The sequence below is a fragment of the Pseudomonas sp. W2Aug9 genome, assembly GCF_023127755.1.
In the GTDB taxonomy this organism is placed as follows: Bacteria; Pseudomonadota; Gammaproteobacteria; order Pseudomonadales; family Pseudomonadaceae; genus Aquipseudomonas; species Aquipseudomonas synxantha_A.
This window is the reverse complement of sequence record NZ_SPKL01000010.1, coordinates 344,935-363,666: the sequence shown is the minus strand read 5'-3', so window position 1 is coordinate 363,666 and position 18,732 is coordinate 344,935. Positions and strand designations below refer to the sequence as shown.

At 57.9% G+C, this 18,732-nt stretch carries 16 protein-coding genes; 8 read left to right on the top strand and 8 right to left on the bottom strand.

Translation table 11 applies throughout. From position 1 onward, the window contains the following. Nucleotides 1–67: 67 nt before the first annotated feature. Genes E3O56_RS08470 through E3O56_RS08460 form a run of 3 tightly spaced genes read right to left on the bottom strand, consistent with a single transcriptional unit; the run spans nt 68 to nt 2,294 of the window. Nucleotides 68–574, bottom strand: a complete 507-nt coding sequence (locus E3O56_RS08470; RefSeq protein WP_032877554.1) for a GNAT family N-acetyltransferase — start codon at nt 572–574, stop codon at nt 68–70. Further along, complete coding sequence (locus tag E3O56_RS08465; protein WP_005785212.1) at nt 571–984, bottom strand: NUDIX domain-containing protein; 414 nt, start codon at nt 982–984, stop codon at nt 571–573. The genes E3O56_RS08470 and E3O56_RS08465 overlap by 4 nt, the downstream gene beginning before the upstream one ends. Further along, on the bottom strand, nt 981–2,294 hold the full coding sequence (locus E3O56_RS08460) for an HD domain-containing phosphohydrolase (protein WP_248128093.1): 1,314 nt from the start codon (nt 2,292–2,294) through the stop codon (nt 981–983). Before E3O56_RS08460 ends, E3O56_RS08465 begins: the two co-directional genes overlap by 4 nt. A 217-nt stretch (nt 2,295–2,511) precedes the next feature. Between E3O56_RS08460 and E3O56_RS08455 the strand changes: the two genes are divergently transcribed. From E3O56_RS08455 to E3O56_RS08440, 4 genes are read left to right on the top strand one after another with little or no spacing between them, the layout of a single operon-like run. Then, entirely contained in the window at nt 2,512–4,386 is a 1,875-nt protein-coding gene (locus tag E3O56_RS08455) for a GGDEF and EAL domain-containing protein (protein ID WP_032877557.1), read from the top strand. 58 nt (nt 4,387–4,444) lie between these two features. Continuing rightward, nucleotides 4,445–5,380 (top strand): cytochrome c peroxidase, encoded by a 936-nt coding sequence (locus E3O56_RS08450; protein ID WP_228309894.1) that lies wholly within the window; start codon nt 4,445–4,447, stop codon nt 5,378–5,380. Further along, on the top strand, nt 5,377–7,194 hold the full coding sequence (locus E3O56_RS08445; protein ID WP_032881082.1) for a DAHL domain-containing protein: 1,818 nt from the start codon (nt 5,377–5,379) through the stop codon (nt 7,192–7,194). Before E3O56_RS08450 ends, E3O56_RS08445 begins: the two co-directional genes overlap by 4 nt. After that, nucleotides 7,191–8,570 (top strand): ATP-binding protein, encoded by a 1,380-nt coding sequence (locus E3O56_RS08440; protein WP_032877560.1) that lies wholly within the window; start codon nt 7,191–7,193, stop codon nt 8,568–8,570. Before E3O56_RS08445 ends, E3O56_RS08440 begins: the two co-directional genes overlap by 4 nt. A 20-nt stretch (nt 8,571–8,590) precedes the next feature. Here the strand turns inward: E3O56_RS08440 and E3O56_RS08435 are convergent, their stop codons facing one another. Continuing rightward, complete coding sequence (locus tag E3O56_RS08435) at nt 8,591–8,860, bottom strand: type B 50S ribosomal protein L31 (protein WP_078820386.1); 270 nt, start codon at nt 8,858–8,860, stop codon at nt 8,591–8,593. Between the two features lie 178 nt (nt 8,861–9,038). Next, on the bottom strand, nt 9,039–9,917 hold the full coding sequence (locus tag E3O56_RS08430) for a hypothetical protein (protein WP_228309388.1): 879 nt from the start codon (nt 9,915–9,917) through the stop codon (nt 9,039–9,041). A 238-nt stretch (nt 9,918–10,155) separates the two neighbouring features. Here E3O56_RS08430 and E3O56_RS08425 point away from each other — a divergent pair, with 238 nt between their 5' ends. From E3O56_RS08425 to E3O56_RS08415, 3 genes are all read left to right on the top strand, one after another. Next, nucleotides 10,156–11,775 carry an FMN-binding glutamate synthase family protein gene (locus tag E3O56_RS08425; RefSeq protein WP_078820385.1) on the top strand — a complete coding sequence of 540 codons (1,620 nt, stop codon included), beginning with the start codon at nt 10,156–10,158 and terminating at the stop codon, nt 11,773–11,775. 12 nt (nt 11,776–11,787) lie between these two features. Then, nucleotides 11,788–12,072, top strand: coding sequence for a putative quinol monooxygenase (locus tag E3O56_RS08420; RefSeq protein ID WP_032877566.1), 285 nt, complete (start codon nt 11,788–11,790; stop codon nt 12,070–12,072). Between the two features lie 78 nt (nt 12,073–12,150). After that, nucleotides 12,151–14,415 carry a glycoside hydrolase family 3 N-terminal domain-containing protein gene (locus E3O56_RS08415; RefSeq protein ID WP_323134843.1) on the top strand — a complete coding sequence of 755 codons (2,265 nt, stop codon included), beginning with the start codon at nt 12,151–12,153 and terminating at the stop codon, nt 14,413–14,415. Between the two features lie 36 nt (nt 14,416–14,451). Here E3O56_RS08415 and E3O56_RS08410 read toward each other — a convergent pair whose 3' ends face one another. The 3 genes from E3O56_RS08410 to E3O56_RS08400 are packed head-to-tail and all read right to left on the bottom strand — an operon-like array spanning nt 14,452 to nt 17,355. Further along, the gene (locus tag E3O56_RS08410) at nt 14,452–16,023 is read right to left on the bottom strand and encodes a glycosyltransferase family 39 protein (protein WP_248128092.1); all 1,572 of its coding nucleotides are present in this window, start codon (nt 16,021–16,023) and stop codon (nt 14,452–14,454) included. Then, nucleotides 16,010–16,984, bottom strand: a complete 975-nt coding sequence (locus E3O56_RS08405; protein WP_248128091.1) for a glycosyltransferase family 2 protein — start codon at nt 16,982–16,984, stop codon at nt 16,010–16,012. Before E3O56_RS08405 ends, E3O56_RS08410 begins: the two co-directional genes overlap by 14 nt. After that, nucleotides 16,981–17,355: a GtrA family protein gene (locus tag E3O56_RS08400; protein WP_103733397.1), complete on the bottom strand. Its 375-nt coding sequence runs from the start codon at nt 17,353–17,355 to the stop codon at nt 16,981–16,983. The genes E3O56_RS08405 and E3O56_RS08400 overlap by 4 nt, the downstream gene beginning before the upstream one ends. 222 nt (nt 17,356–17,577) lie before the next feature. Between E3O56_RS08400 and E3O56_RS08395 the strand changes: the two genes are divergently transcribed. Beyond that, the gene (locus E3O56_RS08395; RefSeq protein ID WP_148853368.1) at nt 17,578–18,717 is read left to right on the top strand and encodes an OpgC domain-containing protein; all 1,140 of its coding nucleotides are present in this window, start codon (nt 17,578–17,580) and stop codon (nt 18,715–18,717) included. Nucleotides 18,718–18,732: the final 15 nt, after the last annotated feature.

Sequence of the window (18,732 nt, the reverse complement as noted above, 5' to 3'; positions counted from 1 at the left end):
CCAACCAACCCTGAGGCCGCCATCGGGGGCAAGTCGAACCGTCGCACCGCCCCTCCCACATTGGATATCACTGATCTTTTAACTCACGCCACATGTGGATCTTGTCGAAATACTCCTCACCTACCCGCACCGCCAACGGCTCCAAGCCGTACTGAATGAAGCCGCAACGCTGGTACAGCGCAAACGCTGCCTCATTCCCGGCAGTGACAGTCAGTTGGATCAGCTCCAGCCGCGGGTGCCTACGGGCCTCCTCCAGCGCGGCCTCTACCAGTTGCCGGCCCAAGCCTCGCTGTTGATAAGCCGCGCTCACATACATGCCGAATAATGTCGCCTTGTGCCACGCCTTCTCCCGCGGTTCGAACGCCAGGCCGACGATACCCGCCAATTGGTCGCCCTCGAATGCGCCAAGCAGGTGATCCAGCGCGCTGCTCACGCGTTTTTCCCACCAGCTGAGGGGCATCGCGGCGCGCTCGGCAACACTGGAGGTAAACGCCTGGGGATAAGCGCCATAAGCCTCAAGCATCAACGCCCGATACGCCAGGGCATCGCTAGCCTGCAGCGGGCGAATCATCATGCGCTGAGCAAGGAAGCACGATAATGCGGCAGGATGAACTCACGCGTCAGCGGCGCCAACTCCAGGCCACCGTCGCCCATGGGGTCGATCCAGCATATTTCTTCTATTTCAGCCGCCGGTTCGACCGCCACGTCGATATGCAGCTGGTACATATCGGCCTGCACCATAAAACCCGGCTCGTTTGCGGCCCGGCTCGAGAATTGGCCGAGGTACACGGCTTCTTGCGGATTGATGTGCAGGTTCAGCTCTTCGTGCAGCTCACGAGCCAACGCCTGGAGCGGGGTTTCGTCAGCGTCGATCTTGCCGCCAGGCTGCATGAAGGCCCGGGTGCCGCGCTTGCGTACCAGCAGGGTTTGGCCGTCTTTATCGATCAGGACGGCGGCGGCGATGCGGATAGTTGAATGGCTCATGAAGGAATCGAGGTCTCGTCCGGTTGTTTGATGAATATGCTGTATTTGGCACCCTCCATGGCTTCGAAGGCAATCAGCTTGTCTACCAGCGGCAGGTTCAACACCTTGCCGGCGTTGAGCAGCAACATGCCGTTGTCGGCATTGAGGTTGCGGGCCAGCACCATCCCGGCTTCAAGTTCGCGGGTAGTGAGGACTTTGACCGTGGGGTCGCCCAGGGTCACGTCACTGAGGAAAGTCGCGCAGGCCAGCACAAAGTCTTCCACCAGCGTCGGGTCATACAAACGCCCGGCGTATTTGCGGATATACAGCAGCGCTTCGTCGCTGTTCAGGTGCCGCTCCAGGATCAAGCCCTTTTGCAGCTCGATGAAATCCACCGCCAGCTTCAACAACCGCGCCCCCGCCGGAATGGCCTCGCCCTTGAGGTGGTCGGGAAACCCCGAGCCGTCCCACCGTTCCTGATGATGACGAATGATCCGCGCTGCATCCTTCATCGGCTCCAGGGTCATCAACAGTGATTCGCTTTGCGTCGGGTACTCGCGATACTGCGCGCGGTCGGTGCTGTGCAGCTTGTCCGCCGGCGACACCATCATGCTGTCGCTCCAGCTCAGCTTGCCGATGTTGTACAGCGCGGCGGCCATGGTCAGGTCGCGGGTGCTGGCTTCGTCCAGGGACTGGGCGGCGCAGCACACGCGGATCAGCTCGATCAACGCGCGGTTGGTCTGCTTGTTCTTGGGCAAGCGCAGGTTGGCCAACAGCGAAAACACTTCAGTGCCGGTCACGTAGCTGCGCTTGAGCTCGTCATAGGCCAGGTCGAGCATATCGGCGGTCTGCTGCAACTCGGCGGTGCGCGCGGTCACGCGTTTTTCCAGGGTGGCGTTGAGCGCTTTGAGCTGCTCGTTCTGCTCGCGGGTCAGGCGTTGGAGCCGCTGGTGTTCGAGGCACTGCTGCAGCACCAGTATCAGCTCTGCGTCATTCCAGGGCTTGCTGATGTAGCGGTGGATCTGCCCATCATTGATTGCCTTGATGATGGTGTCATGGTCTGCGTAACCGGTGAGCAGGATGCGGCCGGTGGCGGGATACAGGCGGTGAACCTGCGCCAGAAGCGTGGCCCCGTCCATACCGGGCATACGCGCATCGCTCATCACCAAATCCACGGGCCGACTGGCCATGATCTCCAGCGCCTGGGTGCCGCTGGTGGCCAATAACACCTCGTAAGGCTGGCCGCGCAGCAAGCGGCGCAGGCTATTGAGGATCGATTCCTCATCGTCAACCAGCAAAACGGCAGACTTCGTAGCGAGTTGTTCATCCATGGTGACTCTGCCTTCAAATTGAACGAAGTTAAGCTAGATTGACGCGGGGGCGTGCCGTACCGGCTCCCGGCGCACAGCGCTGTTGATTTGACGCCAAGTGGCCGTCGATATCAAGGAGTTCGACTATGCTGTCACTGCCAGTTGGCACCGAGCTACGCAGTCCAGCCAGGGAAGGAATCGCTATGCAATCAAATCTTTTGCCTAGGCCAGACGCGCCATGAACACCCAAGGTGAACGGGCCAACCGTCGCATCCTCATCGTCGATGACACCGCCTCGATCCATCAGGACTTTCGCAAGATCCTCTGCGCCGATGAAGACGGCAAGCCCTCCCTCGACACCCTGGAGTCGACCCTGTTCGGTACCACTGCACCGTTGCGCCAAGCGTTCGAGCTGGATTCCGCCTACCAGGGTCAGGAAGCGCTGGCGCTGGTGAACAAGGCGCTGGCGGACAACGCCCCCTACGCCATGGTGTTTATCGACATGCGCATGCCGCCCGGCTGGGACGGGCTGCAAACCATCGAACAGCTATGGAACGTCGACCCCAACCTGCAAATCGCCCTGTGCACCGCCTACTCCGACTATTCCTTTGAGGCCATCGAAGCGCGACTGAAATACAGCGATCAGTTGCTGATCCTGAAAAAACCTTTCGACCCCTTGGAAATCCGCCAGATGGCCAGCGCACTGACCTGGAAATGGCAACTGGCCCAGGACGTGGCCCACAAGGTGCTCGGCCTGGAACGCATCATTGAAGAACGCGTGCAGGAACTGCTCAAGGTCTCGCACCTGTTGCAATACGATGCCCTCACCGAGTTGCCCAACAGCACGTTACTCGGCGACCGGCTGACCCAGGCCATCGCCCTGGGCCGGCGGCATGACTCGCAACTGGCGGTGATGTTTATCGGGCTGGACCGCTTCAAACGCATCAACAACGCCCTTGGCTATCCGGTGGGCGATGAAGTGCTGCAGCACGTCAGTCGCAGCCTGGTGGCGACGGTACGCGCTTCGGATTCAACGTTTCGCTACGGAGCCGATGAGTTCGTGATCCTGCTCAACGATATCCAGCACCCTCAGCAAACCCAACACATTGCGCAAAAACTGCTCAGCGCCGTCAGCGCAACGCGTCATATTGCGGGGCACGACCTGAACGTCACCGCAAGCCTGGGTATCAGCATTTACCCCAATGACAGTACCAATGCGGTGCAACTGATCAAGCACGCCGAAACCGCCATGCGCACCAGCAAGGAACGTGGCCCCAACGACTTCAGCTTTTACACCGAAGACATGAACCGCCGCGCCCAGCACCAGCAAAACCTGGAGAGCGCGATGCGCCAGGCCCTGGAACGCCATGAGTTCGTCCTGCATTACCAACCCAAGCTGGATCTGGCGTCCGGGCGGATCGTCGGCGCCGAGGCGTTGACCCGCTGGTTTGAACCGCAGTCAGGCTGGATCAGCCCGGCGCAGTTCATTCCGGTGGCCGAAGACAGCGGGCTGATCGTGCGCCTGACCCAGTGGGTGTTGCGCCAGGCCTGCGAGCAAGCCCAAGCCTGGCGGGATCTGGGCCTGGCGCCGCTGCGCATGTCGGTGAACATCTCGGCGATCGACTTTCGCCAACGGGACTTCGTCGACAACCTGGCCGCCATCCTCAAGCAAACCGGCCTGCCGCCTGCCCAGCTGGAGCTGGAAATCACCGAAAGCGTACTGATGCAGAATGTCGACGAGACCGTAGACACCCTGCGCAGAATCAAGGCCATGGGCGTGCGTCTGGCGCTGGACGATTTCGGCACCGGCTATTCGAGTCTGAGCTACCTGCGGCGCTTTCCCATCGATGTGCTGAAAATAGACCAGTCCTTCGTGCGCGGCCTCAGCGTAAATAACCAGGACGAACAACTGATCAGCGCTATCATCGGCATGGGCAAGAGCCTGGAGCTGAACATCATTGCCGAAGGCGTGGAAACCGTCGAGCAACTCAATTTCCTCAAGGCCCACAAGTGTGAAGAGGGCCAGGGTTTTCTCTTCAGCAAGGCCTTGCCCCCCAAGGATTTCGTGCAGTTGCTGCAAGTGGGTTGCGCGACACTGATGCCCCATCCATAGCCCTAGGCCTGCAAGGAGTGCTCGCTTGAGCAACGTTTCAACTACCCGATTCAGCCTTGTGCTCGCGTTGGGCCTGTGCACCGGCGCAGTACTCGCGGCCGCACCGCTGGACGAAGCCCTAAAGCCGTTGCCGAGTGTTCCCCTACAGGATCCGGCCAAGGTTGAGCTGGGCCGTCGGCTGTTCAATGATCCGCGCTTATCGGCCAATAACAGCTTGTCCTGCGCCAGCTGCCATCACCTGGAAACCGGCGGCGCCGACAACAAACCTTTCTCCCTTGGCCTGGATGGCAAGCCGGTGCCACTCAATACGCCCACCGTGTTCAACGCCAGCCTGAACTTCAAGCAGTTCTGGAATGGCCGGGTCGACACCCTTCAAGCGCAGATCGAGCACGCGGTCATCAGCCCGGTGGAAATGGGCAGCGACTGGAAAGCTGTGGAATACAACCTGTCCGCCTACCCTGATTACCAGCGCGCCTTCGCGCAGGTGTATGCCGATGGCGTCAGTGCCGCCAACGTGCAGGATGCGCTGGCGAGTTACGAGCGCACGCTGCTGACGCCCAACTCGCGGTTCGACCAGTACCTGCTGGGCAACACCGAGATACTGACGATCAAGGAAAAATACGGCTACCAGCGTTTCAAGGAGTACGGCTGTATTGCCTGCCATCAGGGCGTGAATATCGGCGGCAATATGTTGCAGAAATTCGGCGTGATGGACGATTACTTCAAGGCACGAGGCAACCCGGTCGAATCGGACCTGGGCCGCTACCTGCTGACCGGCGATGAAGAGGACCGCCACGTGTTCAAGGTGCCCAGCCTGCGCAATGTGGCCGTCACCGCACCTTACTTCCACGACGCCTCGGCCAAGACGCTTGAAGAGGCGGTTGACGTGATGTTCAAGTATCAGTTGGGGCGCAATCCTTCTCAGGAAGACAAGGAGCTGATTATCCAGTTTCTCAGAACCTTGACCGGCGAATGGGCGGGCAAGCCGCTATGAGACGTTTCTCGCGCCGTCGTGCCAGCCAGATGCTGCTGGGCCTGATAGCCTTGTTATTGGCCTCTACACTGGTGTTTTTGTACCTCAAATCTTCCCGCGACCAAACAGCCACTTATACCCAGTCCCGGGACCTGATCCGACAGCTTCAGCAACTCAATGCCCAATGGGACAGTGAAGTGCTCAAGGCCCGGATCGCGATTACCCACAACTACGATCCGCTGGTCACGCCCCTCTCGGACATGACCCGTATCTGGTCTGAACTACAAGGCCGCGACACCTACCACAACCCTGCCGACCTGCCGAGTTGGCAAGCCAGCCAGGCAGCGTATGTGGCCGCCATCCAGGAAAAAGCCCGACTGGTGGATCAGTTCAAGTCCCACAACGCCGTGTTGCGCAACTCGCTGGCGTTTTTGCCGACCGCCGAAGACGACATTCAAGCCCAATTCAACCAGATTGACGATCAAGGCCGGCTGCAACTGCAAGGCGTGGCCACCGACACTTACGACCTGCTGCTCAGCAGCCTGGAGTTTGCCCAGGTCACCAGCGATGAACGCGCCGCCGATATCCTGGTGGGCCTGGGCAAACTGGCGATCAACAAACAGAGCCTGCCCAGTGAGTTCCAGGCGCCGGTGGATATCCTCAGCAACCATATTTCGCTGATCCTGCGCGAGCAGCCGCTGGTCAACAGCCTCCTCGAACGCATTGCCGCCGTGCCGGTGGCCGAGCGCCTCGATGACCTGACCACCCACCTCAATCAGGACCAGCAGACCGCGGACCTCGTTGACCATCAATATCATCGCTACCTGCTGATCTTCTCGACGCTGCTGGTGGTGCTGTTGCTCTACCTGGCGGTGCGTCTGCTGCGCAGTTTCGCCGAGATCAACCGCGTCAATCGCGCCTTGCAATCGGCCAACGAAACCCTGGAGCAACGGGTAGAACGGCGCACCCAACAACTCAAGGATGCCCAGAGCGAACTGCTGGACAGCGCCCGCCAGGCAGGCATGGCAGAGATCGCCACCAACGTGCTGCACAACGTCGGCAACGTGCTCAACAGCGTGAATATTTCTGCCGAGCTGGTCAGCCGTAAACTGCGCGGCAGCAAAGCGCTGGGCCTGGGCAAAGCGATGCAATTGATCAACGCACACCAGGGCGACCTGGGCACCTTTCTCACCGAAGATGCAAAGGGCAAATTGCTGCCCGGCTACCTCAACCAACTGGTGGAAGCGATCGCCGTGGAGCAACAGGGCATGAGCGATGAGCTGGCGCAACTGAGCAAAAGCATCGATCACATCAAGGACATCGTCTCGACCCAGCAATCCTATGCCGGCGCCGCCACATTGCTGGAGCCGATCAATATCGGCGCCTTGATGGACGATGCCCTGCGCATGAACGCCGGCGCGCTGAGCCGTCACCACGTCACTGTGGTCAAGGAATACGCACAGGTACCGCAGATCCTCGGCGACAAGCATCGCCTGCTGCTGATCATGGTCAACCTGATCAGCAACGCCAAGTACGCCATGTCCAACCTTTCCGAGAGGCCACGGCAAATCACGCTGAAGGTCGAGGCCCAGGGTGAAGATACCTTGAAGATCAGTGTGAAGGACGATGGCGAAGGCATACCCCCCGAGAACATGACACGGATCTTCACCCATGGTTTTACCACGCGCAAAGAAGGCCATGGCTTCGGCCTGCACAGCTGCGCCCTGGCCGCGGTGCAAATGCACGGCCAGCTCAGTGCTCACAGCGACGGGCCGGGCCTCGGCGCGGTATTCACCTTGACCATTCCCCTGACCCTTGCCGGAAGCAGCTCATGAACCAACCTCCCAACCGGCGCGTCCTGCTGATCGATGACACACCGTCCATTCATGAGGATTTTCGCAAGATCCTGATGCCGGATACTGCGCCCAACCAGGCGCTGGATGACATGGAGTCGGCACTGTTTGGTGACGCGGCCAAGCCCCAGGCCCAGGCGTTCGAACTGCATTCGGCCTATGGCGGCGAGGAGGGTCTGGGCTTGCTCACCAGCGCCATGGCGCAGCAGCGTCCTTATGCACTGGCGTTCGTTGATATGCGCATGCCCCAAGGCTGGGACGGCGCGAAGACGATCGAGGCGTTATGGCAGGTCGCACCCGAGTTGCAAGTGGTGGTATGCACCGCGTACTCGGATTACTCCTGGGAAGACCTGCTGTTGCGCCTGCAGGCCCATGACCGTTTGCTGATCCTGAAAAAACCGTTCGACAATATTGAAGTGCAACAGATGGCCAATACCCTGGCTAATAAATGGGACATGGCCCGGCGTGCGTCGCTGCAAACATCTCTGCTGGAACAACTGGTTGAAGAACGCACCCAGGCGCTGCAATTGGAAATCAACGAGCGCAAGCATCTGGAAAGCCAACTGGTGCAGTCGGAAAAGCTCGCCTCCCTTGGGCAGCTCGCCGCCGGCGTCGCCCATGAAATCAACAACCCGGTGGGGTTTATTTCCTCCAACCTCAGCACGCTCGACAGCTACTTCACGCAGCTGCAACAGATGCTCGACGCCTATCAACGCAGCGAGGAACACCTCGCGGCGCCAGAACAGCGGGATCAGCTAAAGGTTTTGCGCACCGACCTGGAACTGGATTTCCTCAAGGAAGACATACCGATCCTGATCCGCGAATCCAAGGAAGGGATTGGCCGTGTCGTGCAGATCGTCAAAGACCTGAAGAACTTCTCACGCGTGGATAACGACCAGACCTGGCAACTGGCTGACCTGCAGCAAGGCATCGATTCGACCCTGAACATCGTCGCCAGCGAACTCAAGTACAAGGCCGACGTGGTCAAGCACTACACGCCCCTGCCGGACATCGAATGCCTGGCCTCGCAGCTCAATCAGGTAGTGATGAACCTGGTGATCAATGCGGCCCAGGCCATGGGGCCCCAGCGTGGCACCATTACCATCAGCAACGGCGTGGAAGGCGAGAATATCTGGCTGGAAGTGGCCGATAACGGCTGCGGAATTGCCCCTGAAAGCTTACAGAAGATTTTCGACCCGTTCTTTACCACCAAGCCTGTGGGCGAAGGGACTGGACTGGGATTGTCACTGTCCTACGGCATCATCAAGAAACACGGCGGGGATATCTCCGTCAGCAGCGAACTGGGCAGGGGCACGACATTTCGCGTGGTGTTGCCGATTCGCCAGAAGGCGGCGTAGGGCACGCCGCCGAATCATCCTCACGCGTCGGCTTTCGGGGTCGACCCAAACGAGGCAAAGCGCTTGTTGAAGCCGGCAATGCGGCCTTCGGCTTGGGTCTTGCGCTGTTGGCCGGTGTAGACCGGGTGCGAAGCACTTGAAACATCCAACGGGATATAGGGATAGGTGTTGCCGTCGCTGTGTGTGTGGGTGCGGTCGCTGTCGGCAGTGGAACCGATGAGGAAGTACACGTCGGCGGCGGTGTCGTGGAACAGTACGGTGCGGTAGTCGGGGTGGATACCAGCTTTCATAAGGCCTCCGGGGCGTTTGGGTGCATTAGACATGTTATACAGTAACACTAAAAACACCTGCAAACGAGAACCGATTGCAATAATACCAGCAGGAAAAGTTCTAGCCGTTTCCTGGAGGTCCCTTTCCAGGAAATCGAGCTAATCCATGATTGAGCTCATCGGTTCAAACCAATCCGACTCAACTGCCGGTCGCCCCGAGTTTTGACTTAACCAAATCAGGCGTGGCTTCGTTGTGCTTCACTGCGTTGACATAGCCTTGAACGACCCCCACCAAATTCCCCCTCGCAGCACTGAAAAGTGCCTGGTCAAAACCATCAGCCCGAGTTTTATCGAACCCCTTCTTGGCCCCCTTCACAGCCTCCGCCAACCCCGCATTTGAGTCGCTGATGCCCAGGAGAATATTGCTCAGCCCCGGGATAAACCAGGTTCTCTTGCCGATCTTACCGGAAACATGCTGCAGGTTATCTTTGTTGGCGCCGCCCTGGGTGACATGGCGGTCGTTGGTACTGTCCAAGCGGTGATGGTGCCGTAGGGCTGAATAACCTTGCTCCGTAAAGTCCTTCCACATGCCTGCCGGCGTGCCGTGCCGCGCATCACCGCTACGGGTGATGCCTTCAAGGTCGCCATTGTCATGGGCTTTGCCTCGGTGTTCGCCTGTAGTCGATAAAGACGTATCGATATAGTTAAGCACCCGCGCAGCGTTGAATGCGGCATCCGCTCGTGACTCAGGGTCTTTATTGTTGCTCGTCCAATCACCCAGAAGTTTGTAAGCCAATGGACGATTAATATCTTTTTGATGGCCGAGGTTTTTGAGGATCGGATTGTCGTTGATGATTTCGTCCGCAGTGCGGGTATCACCCGGTGGACGGCCAGTGGAGATTTCCGGCTTGCGACTCACATTCCGCTCAGGTTTCTCGATACCTTCCATTCGTTGATGTTCTTGGGCGACTTGCTCTCGTTGGGAGCCGGTTAATTGGCTTTTATCCCAGTTGGGAATGATCGGGATGTAAATCGAGGCATGATGAGTATTGTTCGATGCCGATATCGATATAGACATAGGTAAGTCTCTTGCTCTGTTGTTATACATTCCTTCTGAGTAACAGCGTCCTTAGTCTTACATTCGATGAATGGTGATTGGGCAGTCATAAGTTCCTCTATGAGGCTGATAGCTTTTTTTGTCTGGACTGATACATAGACGCACAAATACGCGACTGAGCGATCAATCCTTGTCCGTGCTTAATCCAGAGGTGCAGAATGGGTGATCGACCTGAAGAGTCCGAACCCAAGGAAACCGTATGAGCCTGTCCTTGTTAAGCCGCTACGCCTTCTTTGCTGTGTGCGTCATTTTCACCCTCGCCAGCCTGCCCTTTATCGAACACGAATGGTTGTGGCCCATTACTCTGGTCACCGGCATCCTCAGCCTGATCGGCATTTTCGACCTGCTGCAAAGCCCCCACGCGGTGCGCCGCAACTACCCGATCCTGGGCAATATCCGTTACCTGGTGGAAGGCATCCGCCCGGAAATCCGCCAATACCTGCTCGAATCCGACAGCGACGCCCTGCCCTTCTCTCGGGCCCAGCGTTCGCTGGTGTATTCGCGCGCCAAGAACGAAACCGCAGACAAGCCCTTCGGCACCTTGATCGATGTATACCAGTCGGGCTTCGAATTTATCGGCCACTCCATGCGCCCGGCACCGTTGAGCGACCCCAGCGCATTTCGCGTAATGGTCGGCGGCCCGCAGTGCACACAACCGTACTCGGCGTCGGTGTTCAACATCTCGGCCATGAGCTTCGGCTCGTTGAGCGCCAACGCGATTCGCGCGCTCAACCAAGGCGCCAAGCTCGGCAACTTTGCCCACGACACCGGTGAAGGCAGCATCAGCCCCTACCACCGTGAAAACGGTGGCGACCTGACCTGGGAACTGGGCAGCGGCTACTTCGGCTGCCGCACCAGCGACGGCCGTTTCGACCCGGAGCGCTTCGCCACGCAGGCGCAAAACCCGCAAGTGCGCATGATTGAAATCAAGATGAGCCAGGGTGCCAAGCCCGGCCATGGCGGGATCCTGCCCAAGCACAAGGTCACCCAGGAAATCGCCGACACCCGCGGCATCATGATGGGCGAAGACTGCATCTCGCCGTCACGCCACAGTGCGTTTTCCACGCCCATCGAACTGATGCACTTCATCGCCCAATTGCGTGAACTGTCCGGCGGCAAACCCGTGGGTTTCAAGTTCTGTCTGGGCCACCCGTGGGAATTCATGGGCATCGCCAAGGCCATGCTCGAAACCGGCATCCTCCCCGACTTTATCGTGGTCGATGGCAAGGAAGGTGGCACCGGCGCAGCCCCCGTGGAGTTCACCGACCATATCGGCGTGCCGCTGCGTGAGGGTTTGCTGTTTGTGCACAACACCCTGGTGGGCCTGAACCTGCGCGACAAAATCAAACTCGGCGCCAGCGGCAAGATTGTCAGTGCGTTCGATATCGCCAGCGTCCTGGCCATCGGCGCCGACTGGGCCAACTCGGCACGTGGCTTCATGTTCGCCATTGGCTGCATCCAGTCCCAGTCATGCCACACCAACAAATGCCCGACCGGCGTGGCCACGCAAGACCCACTGCGCCAACGTGCCTTGGTCGTGCCGGACAAGGCCCAGCGTGTGTTCAACTTCCACCGCAACACGCTGCACGCCCTGGCCGAAATGCTTGCCGCCGCGGGCCTGGATCATCCGTCGCAGTTGTCGGCCAAGCACTTGGTGCGACGCATGTCGGCAACAGAGATCAAACTGTTCTCGCAGCTGCATGTGTTCTTGAAGCCCGGCGAATTGCTCACGGGAGACGTGAACGGCGAGTTCTATTCGCGCATGTGGCAGATGGCGCGAGCAGACAGTTTTGAGCCCCATGAAACCGCTGCTGCCTGAAGGACGCCTACCATGTTGAAAGTCATCGCTGAAGACTTTATCAAGCCCGAGCACCTGGAAACCGTGCGCCCGTGGTACGCCGAACTGGTGGAAAAAACCCGCCAGGAACCGCTGTGCGTTGCCTACGATCTGTTTGTCGATCAAAAAGACCCAGGGCATTTTATCTTTATCGAACAATGGCCTGATCAGGCGGCGCTGGATGCGCACTGCCAGACCGAGCACTTCAAACGGTTGGTGCCGCAGATCAACGCGTATCAGGCCAAGCCGTGCCGGGTTTTGCTGATGGCCCCTGTCTGAAAACAGCCCCGCACTGTCAACTCTGACAGTAGATGATCCTGCTCGGATGCAAAATACTTGAAGGCATACACCCTGCCCATGGACGGCGCAACCATGCCTTTAAGTTTAGCCTCATTACTACTCGTCTCCCTCCCGCTAGTGGCCGTAGCCCAGAATGATCCGGTCGAGGACCTACTAGCGAAAATGAGCCTTGAAGAAAAAATCGGCCAGCTCAGCCAACTCAGTATCCAGAGCACGCCTACCGGCCCCGTCATTGATCAAGGCGAACAGACGCAGATGCCAGTGGCCCTCGTGGGCTCGGTACTGGGGGCCAGCAGCGCGCAAGCTACCCGTCAGTTGCAGGAGCAGGTGGTTAACGGTTCCCGGCTGCATATCCCCTTGTTATTCGCTTATGACGTCGTGCACGGTTTTCGTACAGTGTTCCCGGTCCCCCTGGCGCTAGCCTCAGCCTGGGACCCGGACTTGGCCCAACGAACCGCTCGCGTGGCGGCCGTTGAGGCCACCGCCAGTGGCGTGCATTGGACCTTTGCGCCCATGGTCGATATTAGCCGTGACCCGCGTTGGGGCCGCGTGGTGGAAGGTGCTGGCGAAGATCCGTTCCTTGGCTCTGCATTGGCCGCCGCACTTGTGCACGGGTTCCAGGGTGCAGGTGCACCTGACATCTCATCCATGCTCGCTACGGCAAAACACTTTGTCGCCTACGGGGCTGCCGAAGGCGGTCGAGACTACAACGTCGCCGATCTGTCGGAGCGGACACTGAGAGAGGTTTACTTGCCTCCCTTCCAGGCAGCCGTCGCGGCCGGCGTCGATGCAATCATGCCGTCGTTCAACGAGCTGGCCGGCGTTCCCATGCACAGCCATACCGCCCTGCTGACCGGTCTGTTGCGCAAGCAGTGGGGGTTCGCCGGCTTGCTGGTCAGTGATTTCAATGCTGTCTGGGAACTGGGGCCACAAGGTATCGCCGGCACGCCAGCCGACACCGCACGACTGGCGTTCAATGCCGGGGTGGATATCGAGATGGCCAGTCAATCCTATCGCCTGCACCTGCCGACACTGGTGCGCAACGGCCAGGTGTCGCGTAAAAACCTGGATGACGCTGTGCGTCGCGTCCTCAAAGCCAAGCAGCGTCTGGGACTGTTCGATGATCCCTACCGGTACAGCGACGAAGCCCGCGAGCAGGCCAGCCAGCTAACGCCACAGCACCGTGCCCTGGCTCGAGAATCGGCACAGAAATCTATCGTCTTACTAAAAAACAACGACGCGCTGCTGCCGCTCTCCAAACAACCGGGCAAGGTCCTGGTGGTCGGCAGCCTCGCTTCGGACGCCAGCGCCACCATCGGCCCTTGGGCCGGGGCTGCCAACCCCGAAGACTCCGTCACGGTCTTGCAAGGCCTGCGCAATGCGGTAGCCCCTGGCACCGAGATTACTTACCTGCCCGGCGCTTCGCCCGTCAGCCCGCACCTCCAGGACATCACGCGGGTCGAAACAATCGCGCGTGACAGCGACCTGATAATCGCCGTACTCGGAGAAACCGCAGAACAGAGCGGCGAAGCCCATAGCCGCGCCGAACTCGGTCTACCGGGCGGGCAAAATGCGCTACTAAACTCATTACTGGAGACAGGGAAACCCTTGGTCATCGTCCTCATGAACGGCCGCCCCCTAGTGCTCGATGCTTCAGTGCAACAAGCCCATGCATTGCTCGAAACCTGGTTTTTGGGCAGCGAAACCGGAAATGCCGTGGCCGATGTGCTGTTTGGTGACGTCAACCCCAGCGGCAAGCTGCCAATGACCTTCCCTCGCCATGTGGGGCAGATACCCATTTACTACGCGCATAAAAATACAGGCCGCCCACCCAGCGGTGATGGCAGTTACGCATCCGCCTATATCGATGTGCCCTGGACACCGCTCTATCCATTTGGCTTCGGCCTGAGCTACACCTCGTTCAGCTACTCCTCCCCTCGCCTTAGTCACACTCGACTGGCGTCCACACAAACGCTGGGGGTTGAGGTCACCGTCACCAACACCGGCAAACGGGCAGGCGATGAAATCGTCCAGTTATACCTGCGCGATGACGTTGCCAGCGTCACCCGCCCAGTGCGCCGACTACGGGGTTTTCGCAAAATTCATTTGGCACCGGGCGAAAGTCGCAGCGTCAGTTTCTCCCTGGGCCAACAGGACTTTGCCTTGCTCGACGAGCATTTTTCACCGAAGGTCGAAGCTGGCGGTTTTACCGTCTTCGTCGGGCCGGATTCGACTACTGCCAACCAGGCGAATTTTGAGGTGAGCGATACGCGTCAGTTGCCTATCCGAGGCCAATCAGTCCCACCGGCGGTGCCAAACTGAATATGCCCACAGGTTGTTTCCTTACCCTCTCATCACTCACCGACAGCGCTCTTGGGACTGTGCTTGCTCGCCACTACAAATCACATAGAGCGCAAGCACATTATCTCCGGCAGCCTTACTCCAGAGGAGGCGCCAATCTGCAGGAATACGAGCTGCATCTGATTCAAATGCATGGTCAAAAGCCAACCACCATACTCGTTGCGCGCTCTTCAATGTTTGCAGGTTATCGAGATAAATTTCATCACTAAACTTCATTAAGGGCGCGTGAAAATCATTAAAGCCAGGACGGCCTGAGCGACCTTCCTTGAGCGGTGGCGTGTAAAACAGTACCGTTACTGACTTCCCGCTATAATATTCAGCGGCATAAAACAGGTAGACATCGCTTGCGACTAAGATGTCACCAGCGGCGACACCACTATTAAAATCCGCCATTAGTTCAGCCACCCTATTATCCGCCACACGCGAGGGGTTATTCATCGTATGAAAACCATTATAATTATTCCTCAACCCTGCAATTTCCAAACAAACACACATCCCTAAAACCACAGAAAAGACTAATTTATTTTTTATTCCCACTAGAGCAATAGCGATAACCATCGGCAACATCAGCGCAGCAAAAAACAGGTAGCGCTCAACAAATAGTGGCGTCCACAAAGATATTCCAATTGCCCCCAACAAGGTCGAAAACAGACATAGCACCATCAATAGACCAAATTTATGATGACTGCTATCCCCTCGCACGACCACTCCCCCCAAAAAAACTATGATTATCGGCAACAACCAATAAACTAATGAACTATACGTCAACCCATCATTCAGGGTGATAAATCGCCAGAACGCAGACGGCAGACTATAAACCGTCACCGGTTGAATCCAGCCCAGCGTTCCCTTGGCGATATGTTTCGTTAATGAGGGTACCCACGGCATGTAAAGCAATACGATCGCTATATTCGCCATCCACCAATCGAGGCGAAAAACGTAGCGCTGTCCTCCAAAAATACGGCAGCGTACTAGAAGGAGATATAACCAGTGGGACCCGACACAAAATATGGAAAAATAATGAGTATAAAATGCGGCCACTACGGCCAATACATAAACAATCAAATAACGTGCTCGCTCTGGATTACGCACCCAGTAAACCAAGGCCAGCGTGGCACTCGTCAGCTCCACGCCCAACAGACTATACATCCGGACGTCCTGACTATAACGTACAGCTATTGGCAAAAGTGCTAATAACAAACCGGCAACAATTGCGGCTCGCCCATTAGAAACCAAGCGCACCAACCAGATCCCCAACGCTACATTCAAGACCCCTAATGAAGCACTTAGACCACGCGTCCAGACCAACTCATCCCCCCCCACCAACATGATCCATCCATGCAAGATCAAATGATAAAGTGGCGGATGAACGTCAAATCCGCTCAACAACCAAATATCCGACAACGAGCATGTAGCCAAAATCAAGCTAAACCCTTCATCTGACCAAATAGAGGCGTCCGTAAGATGATAAAACCGAACCAACCCAGCGACACACAGAACCGTAAACAGAAGCAATGCCCTGTACGTTATATTGCCTACATATTGCACACTCGCACTAGCGGATTTCATGGTTCCTTTCCCGTTGCACTGACGCATCCTGAAAGTTCAAACTGCGCACGGTATTTTTGACCACATACCGCGGCCGATGCTTCGCCTCTATATAAATCCGCCCTATATATTCCCCCAATATCCCAATCCCAATCAGTTGCACCCCGCCCAAAAACAAAATCGCAGTCATCAACGACGGATACCCCGGCACGTCATTGCCAAACAACACCTTGTCCACAATCAAAAACCCGGCATACACCAACGCCAATAACGAAATTGCGCCGCCGATATAACTCCACAACCGCAACGGCAAGGTACTGAACGAGGTAATCCCGTCCAGCGCCAGGTTCCACAGTTTCCAGCCGTTGAACTTGCTCTGCCCCGCAGCTCTGGGAGCACGATCGTATTCAACGATGGCCACCGTGAACCCCGCCCACGACAGCACGCCTTTCATGAACAGTTGCTGTTCCGGCAGCGCCTTGATCACGTCCACGACCTTGCGGTCCATCAACCGGAAGTCACCGACGTTTTCTTCGATATGGGTATAGGCGATAAGGTTGAGCAAACGGTAGAACAGCGACGCGGCGTTACGCTTGAGGTAACCGTCGCTGGAGCGGTCGCGCCGTTTGGCCAGCACCATATCGGCGCCCCGCTGCCACTCGGCGATCAGCCGTGGGACGACGTCCACCGGGTCCTGCAGGTCCACATCCATCGGTACCACCGCGTCGCCCGTGGCGTATTCCAGCCCGGCGAACAAGGCAGCTTCCTTACCGAAATTGCGTGAGAAGTTGATCAGCATCACGTCGTGATCAACCAACGCCAGCGTCTCGGCGGCTTCGGCAGTACCGTCGGTGCTGCCATCGTTGATAAATACGATTTCAACGGTGTGGGCCTGCAACGACGGTTCTTGCCGAACCGCACGGTAGAAATCGGCCACCGTCTGTTCCTCGTTGAACACCGGTACCACCAACGAGATCTTCATTGGCCACGCTCGCGAAACACCACCCACCGTGACAGCAGAAAACCGCACAGCAAGCTGACCAGTGAAAACACCAGCACAGTGATAAGCCCTGGCATGTGCAGATGATCACCCAACCAACCTACCCCCAGGCTTAGCACTCCCATGCACGTCATGAACAGCAGGTAGCGGCCCAGGGAAACCGGCATGTCAAAGGTGAACAAGGCATTCACATAAAACGAGAAGGATGCCGCCACACAGAATGCCAGAAGATTGCTCAGCGCCTGGCTGAACTCAAACCCTGCCCGCAGCATAAAAAACAACTGCCAATGGATCACCGTATTGGCGACACCGATCACTGTGTAACGAGTGAAACCTTTCCATAGCCGGGCCATACCGTCGTCCTTTGCGGTTGCGTGTTAGCAAGCCACGGCGCGCCTTTTGCGTCTACTGTCAAGGTTGACAGGTGCCCTTATCTACAACTGAGACATTCAGTAATATCCAACCTTTGCAATTGCTTACAAATACCGCCAACCTGCGCCCGCTCGACGTGCCGCGTACGACAACGCGCGCGCTCACCTATCGTCATTCAACTACTTGTTCAAGAGCCCGCTGCCATGCTGAACGGACGCGACCCGCGCATCGATTTTTTTCGGGGCCTGGCGTTGATCTTCATTTTCTGGGATCACGTCCCCCACAACCCTCTTGGCCTGATCACTCTGCGCAACTTCGGCTTCAGCGACGCGGCGGAGGTCTTCGTGTTTCTCGCCGGGTTCGCCTCGGTGCTGGCCTACGGCAAGGTCATGCAGCGAGAAGGTTATTGGATGGCCTGCCTGAAAATCCTGCGCCGCACCTGGGTGTTGTATGTGGTGCATATTTTCCTGCTGGCCATGCTGATGGGTATCGTGTTCTTCGCCAACAACCATGTAGAAACCCGCGACCTGGTGGCGGAGATGGGCCTGACGCACTTCGTCACCCACCCGCAACAGGCACTGACCGACGAACTGCTGTTGCGCTTCAAGCCCAACCTGATGGATCCGTTGCCGTTGTACATCGTCTTGCTGGCTGGTTTGTCCGTGGTGCTGCCGCTGATGGTGCGCGCGCCCTGGGCCGTGGTGAGTGTCTCGCTGGTGGTATACCTGATGGCGCCGTGGATGGGCTGGAACCTGCGCGCCATTGCCGATGGCGTGTGGTATTTCAACCCTGTTACCTGGCAATTGCTGTTTGTGCTGGGGGGCGCCGCGGCGATTTACAGCCAGCGGCCCAGCGCGCCCGAGACACGCCCCTTACAGCGCCAGCCGCTGTTCGTCGCGGCGGCGCTGTATGTGGTGGTAGCCGGCGTGATCACGCTGTCGTGGCTCTGGCCTGAAATCCATGATGCGGTGATGCCCACCACGCTCAGCAACCTGCTGTACCCCATCAGCAAGACCAACCTGTCACCGGTGCGGCTCGTGCACTTTCTGGCGCTGGCCTATGTCACCGCCAAGCTGTTACCAAACCCGCAATGGACGCAAAACCGTCTGGCTGAACGGATTTGCCAGATGGGCCGTTATTCCCTGGAAGTGTTCTGCCTGGGCGTGGTGCTGGCGCCACTGGCGGACATGCTCAATGCCCAGGCGGATGACGCCGTGTTCATGCAACTACTCACCGCCTTGCTCGGTGTGGTGCTGATGTCAGCCCTCGCGGCCTGGATGGAGTTCAACAAACACCTCAACCAGACGCCACGCCCCTTGAAGCGAGACAAGCCAAATAGTTAATGCCCGCCTCGCTGC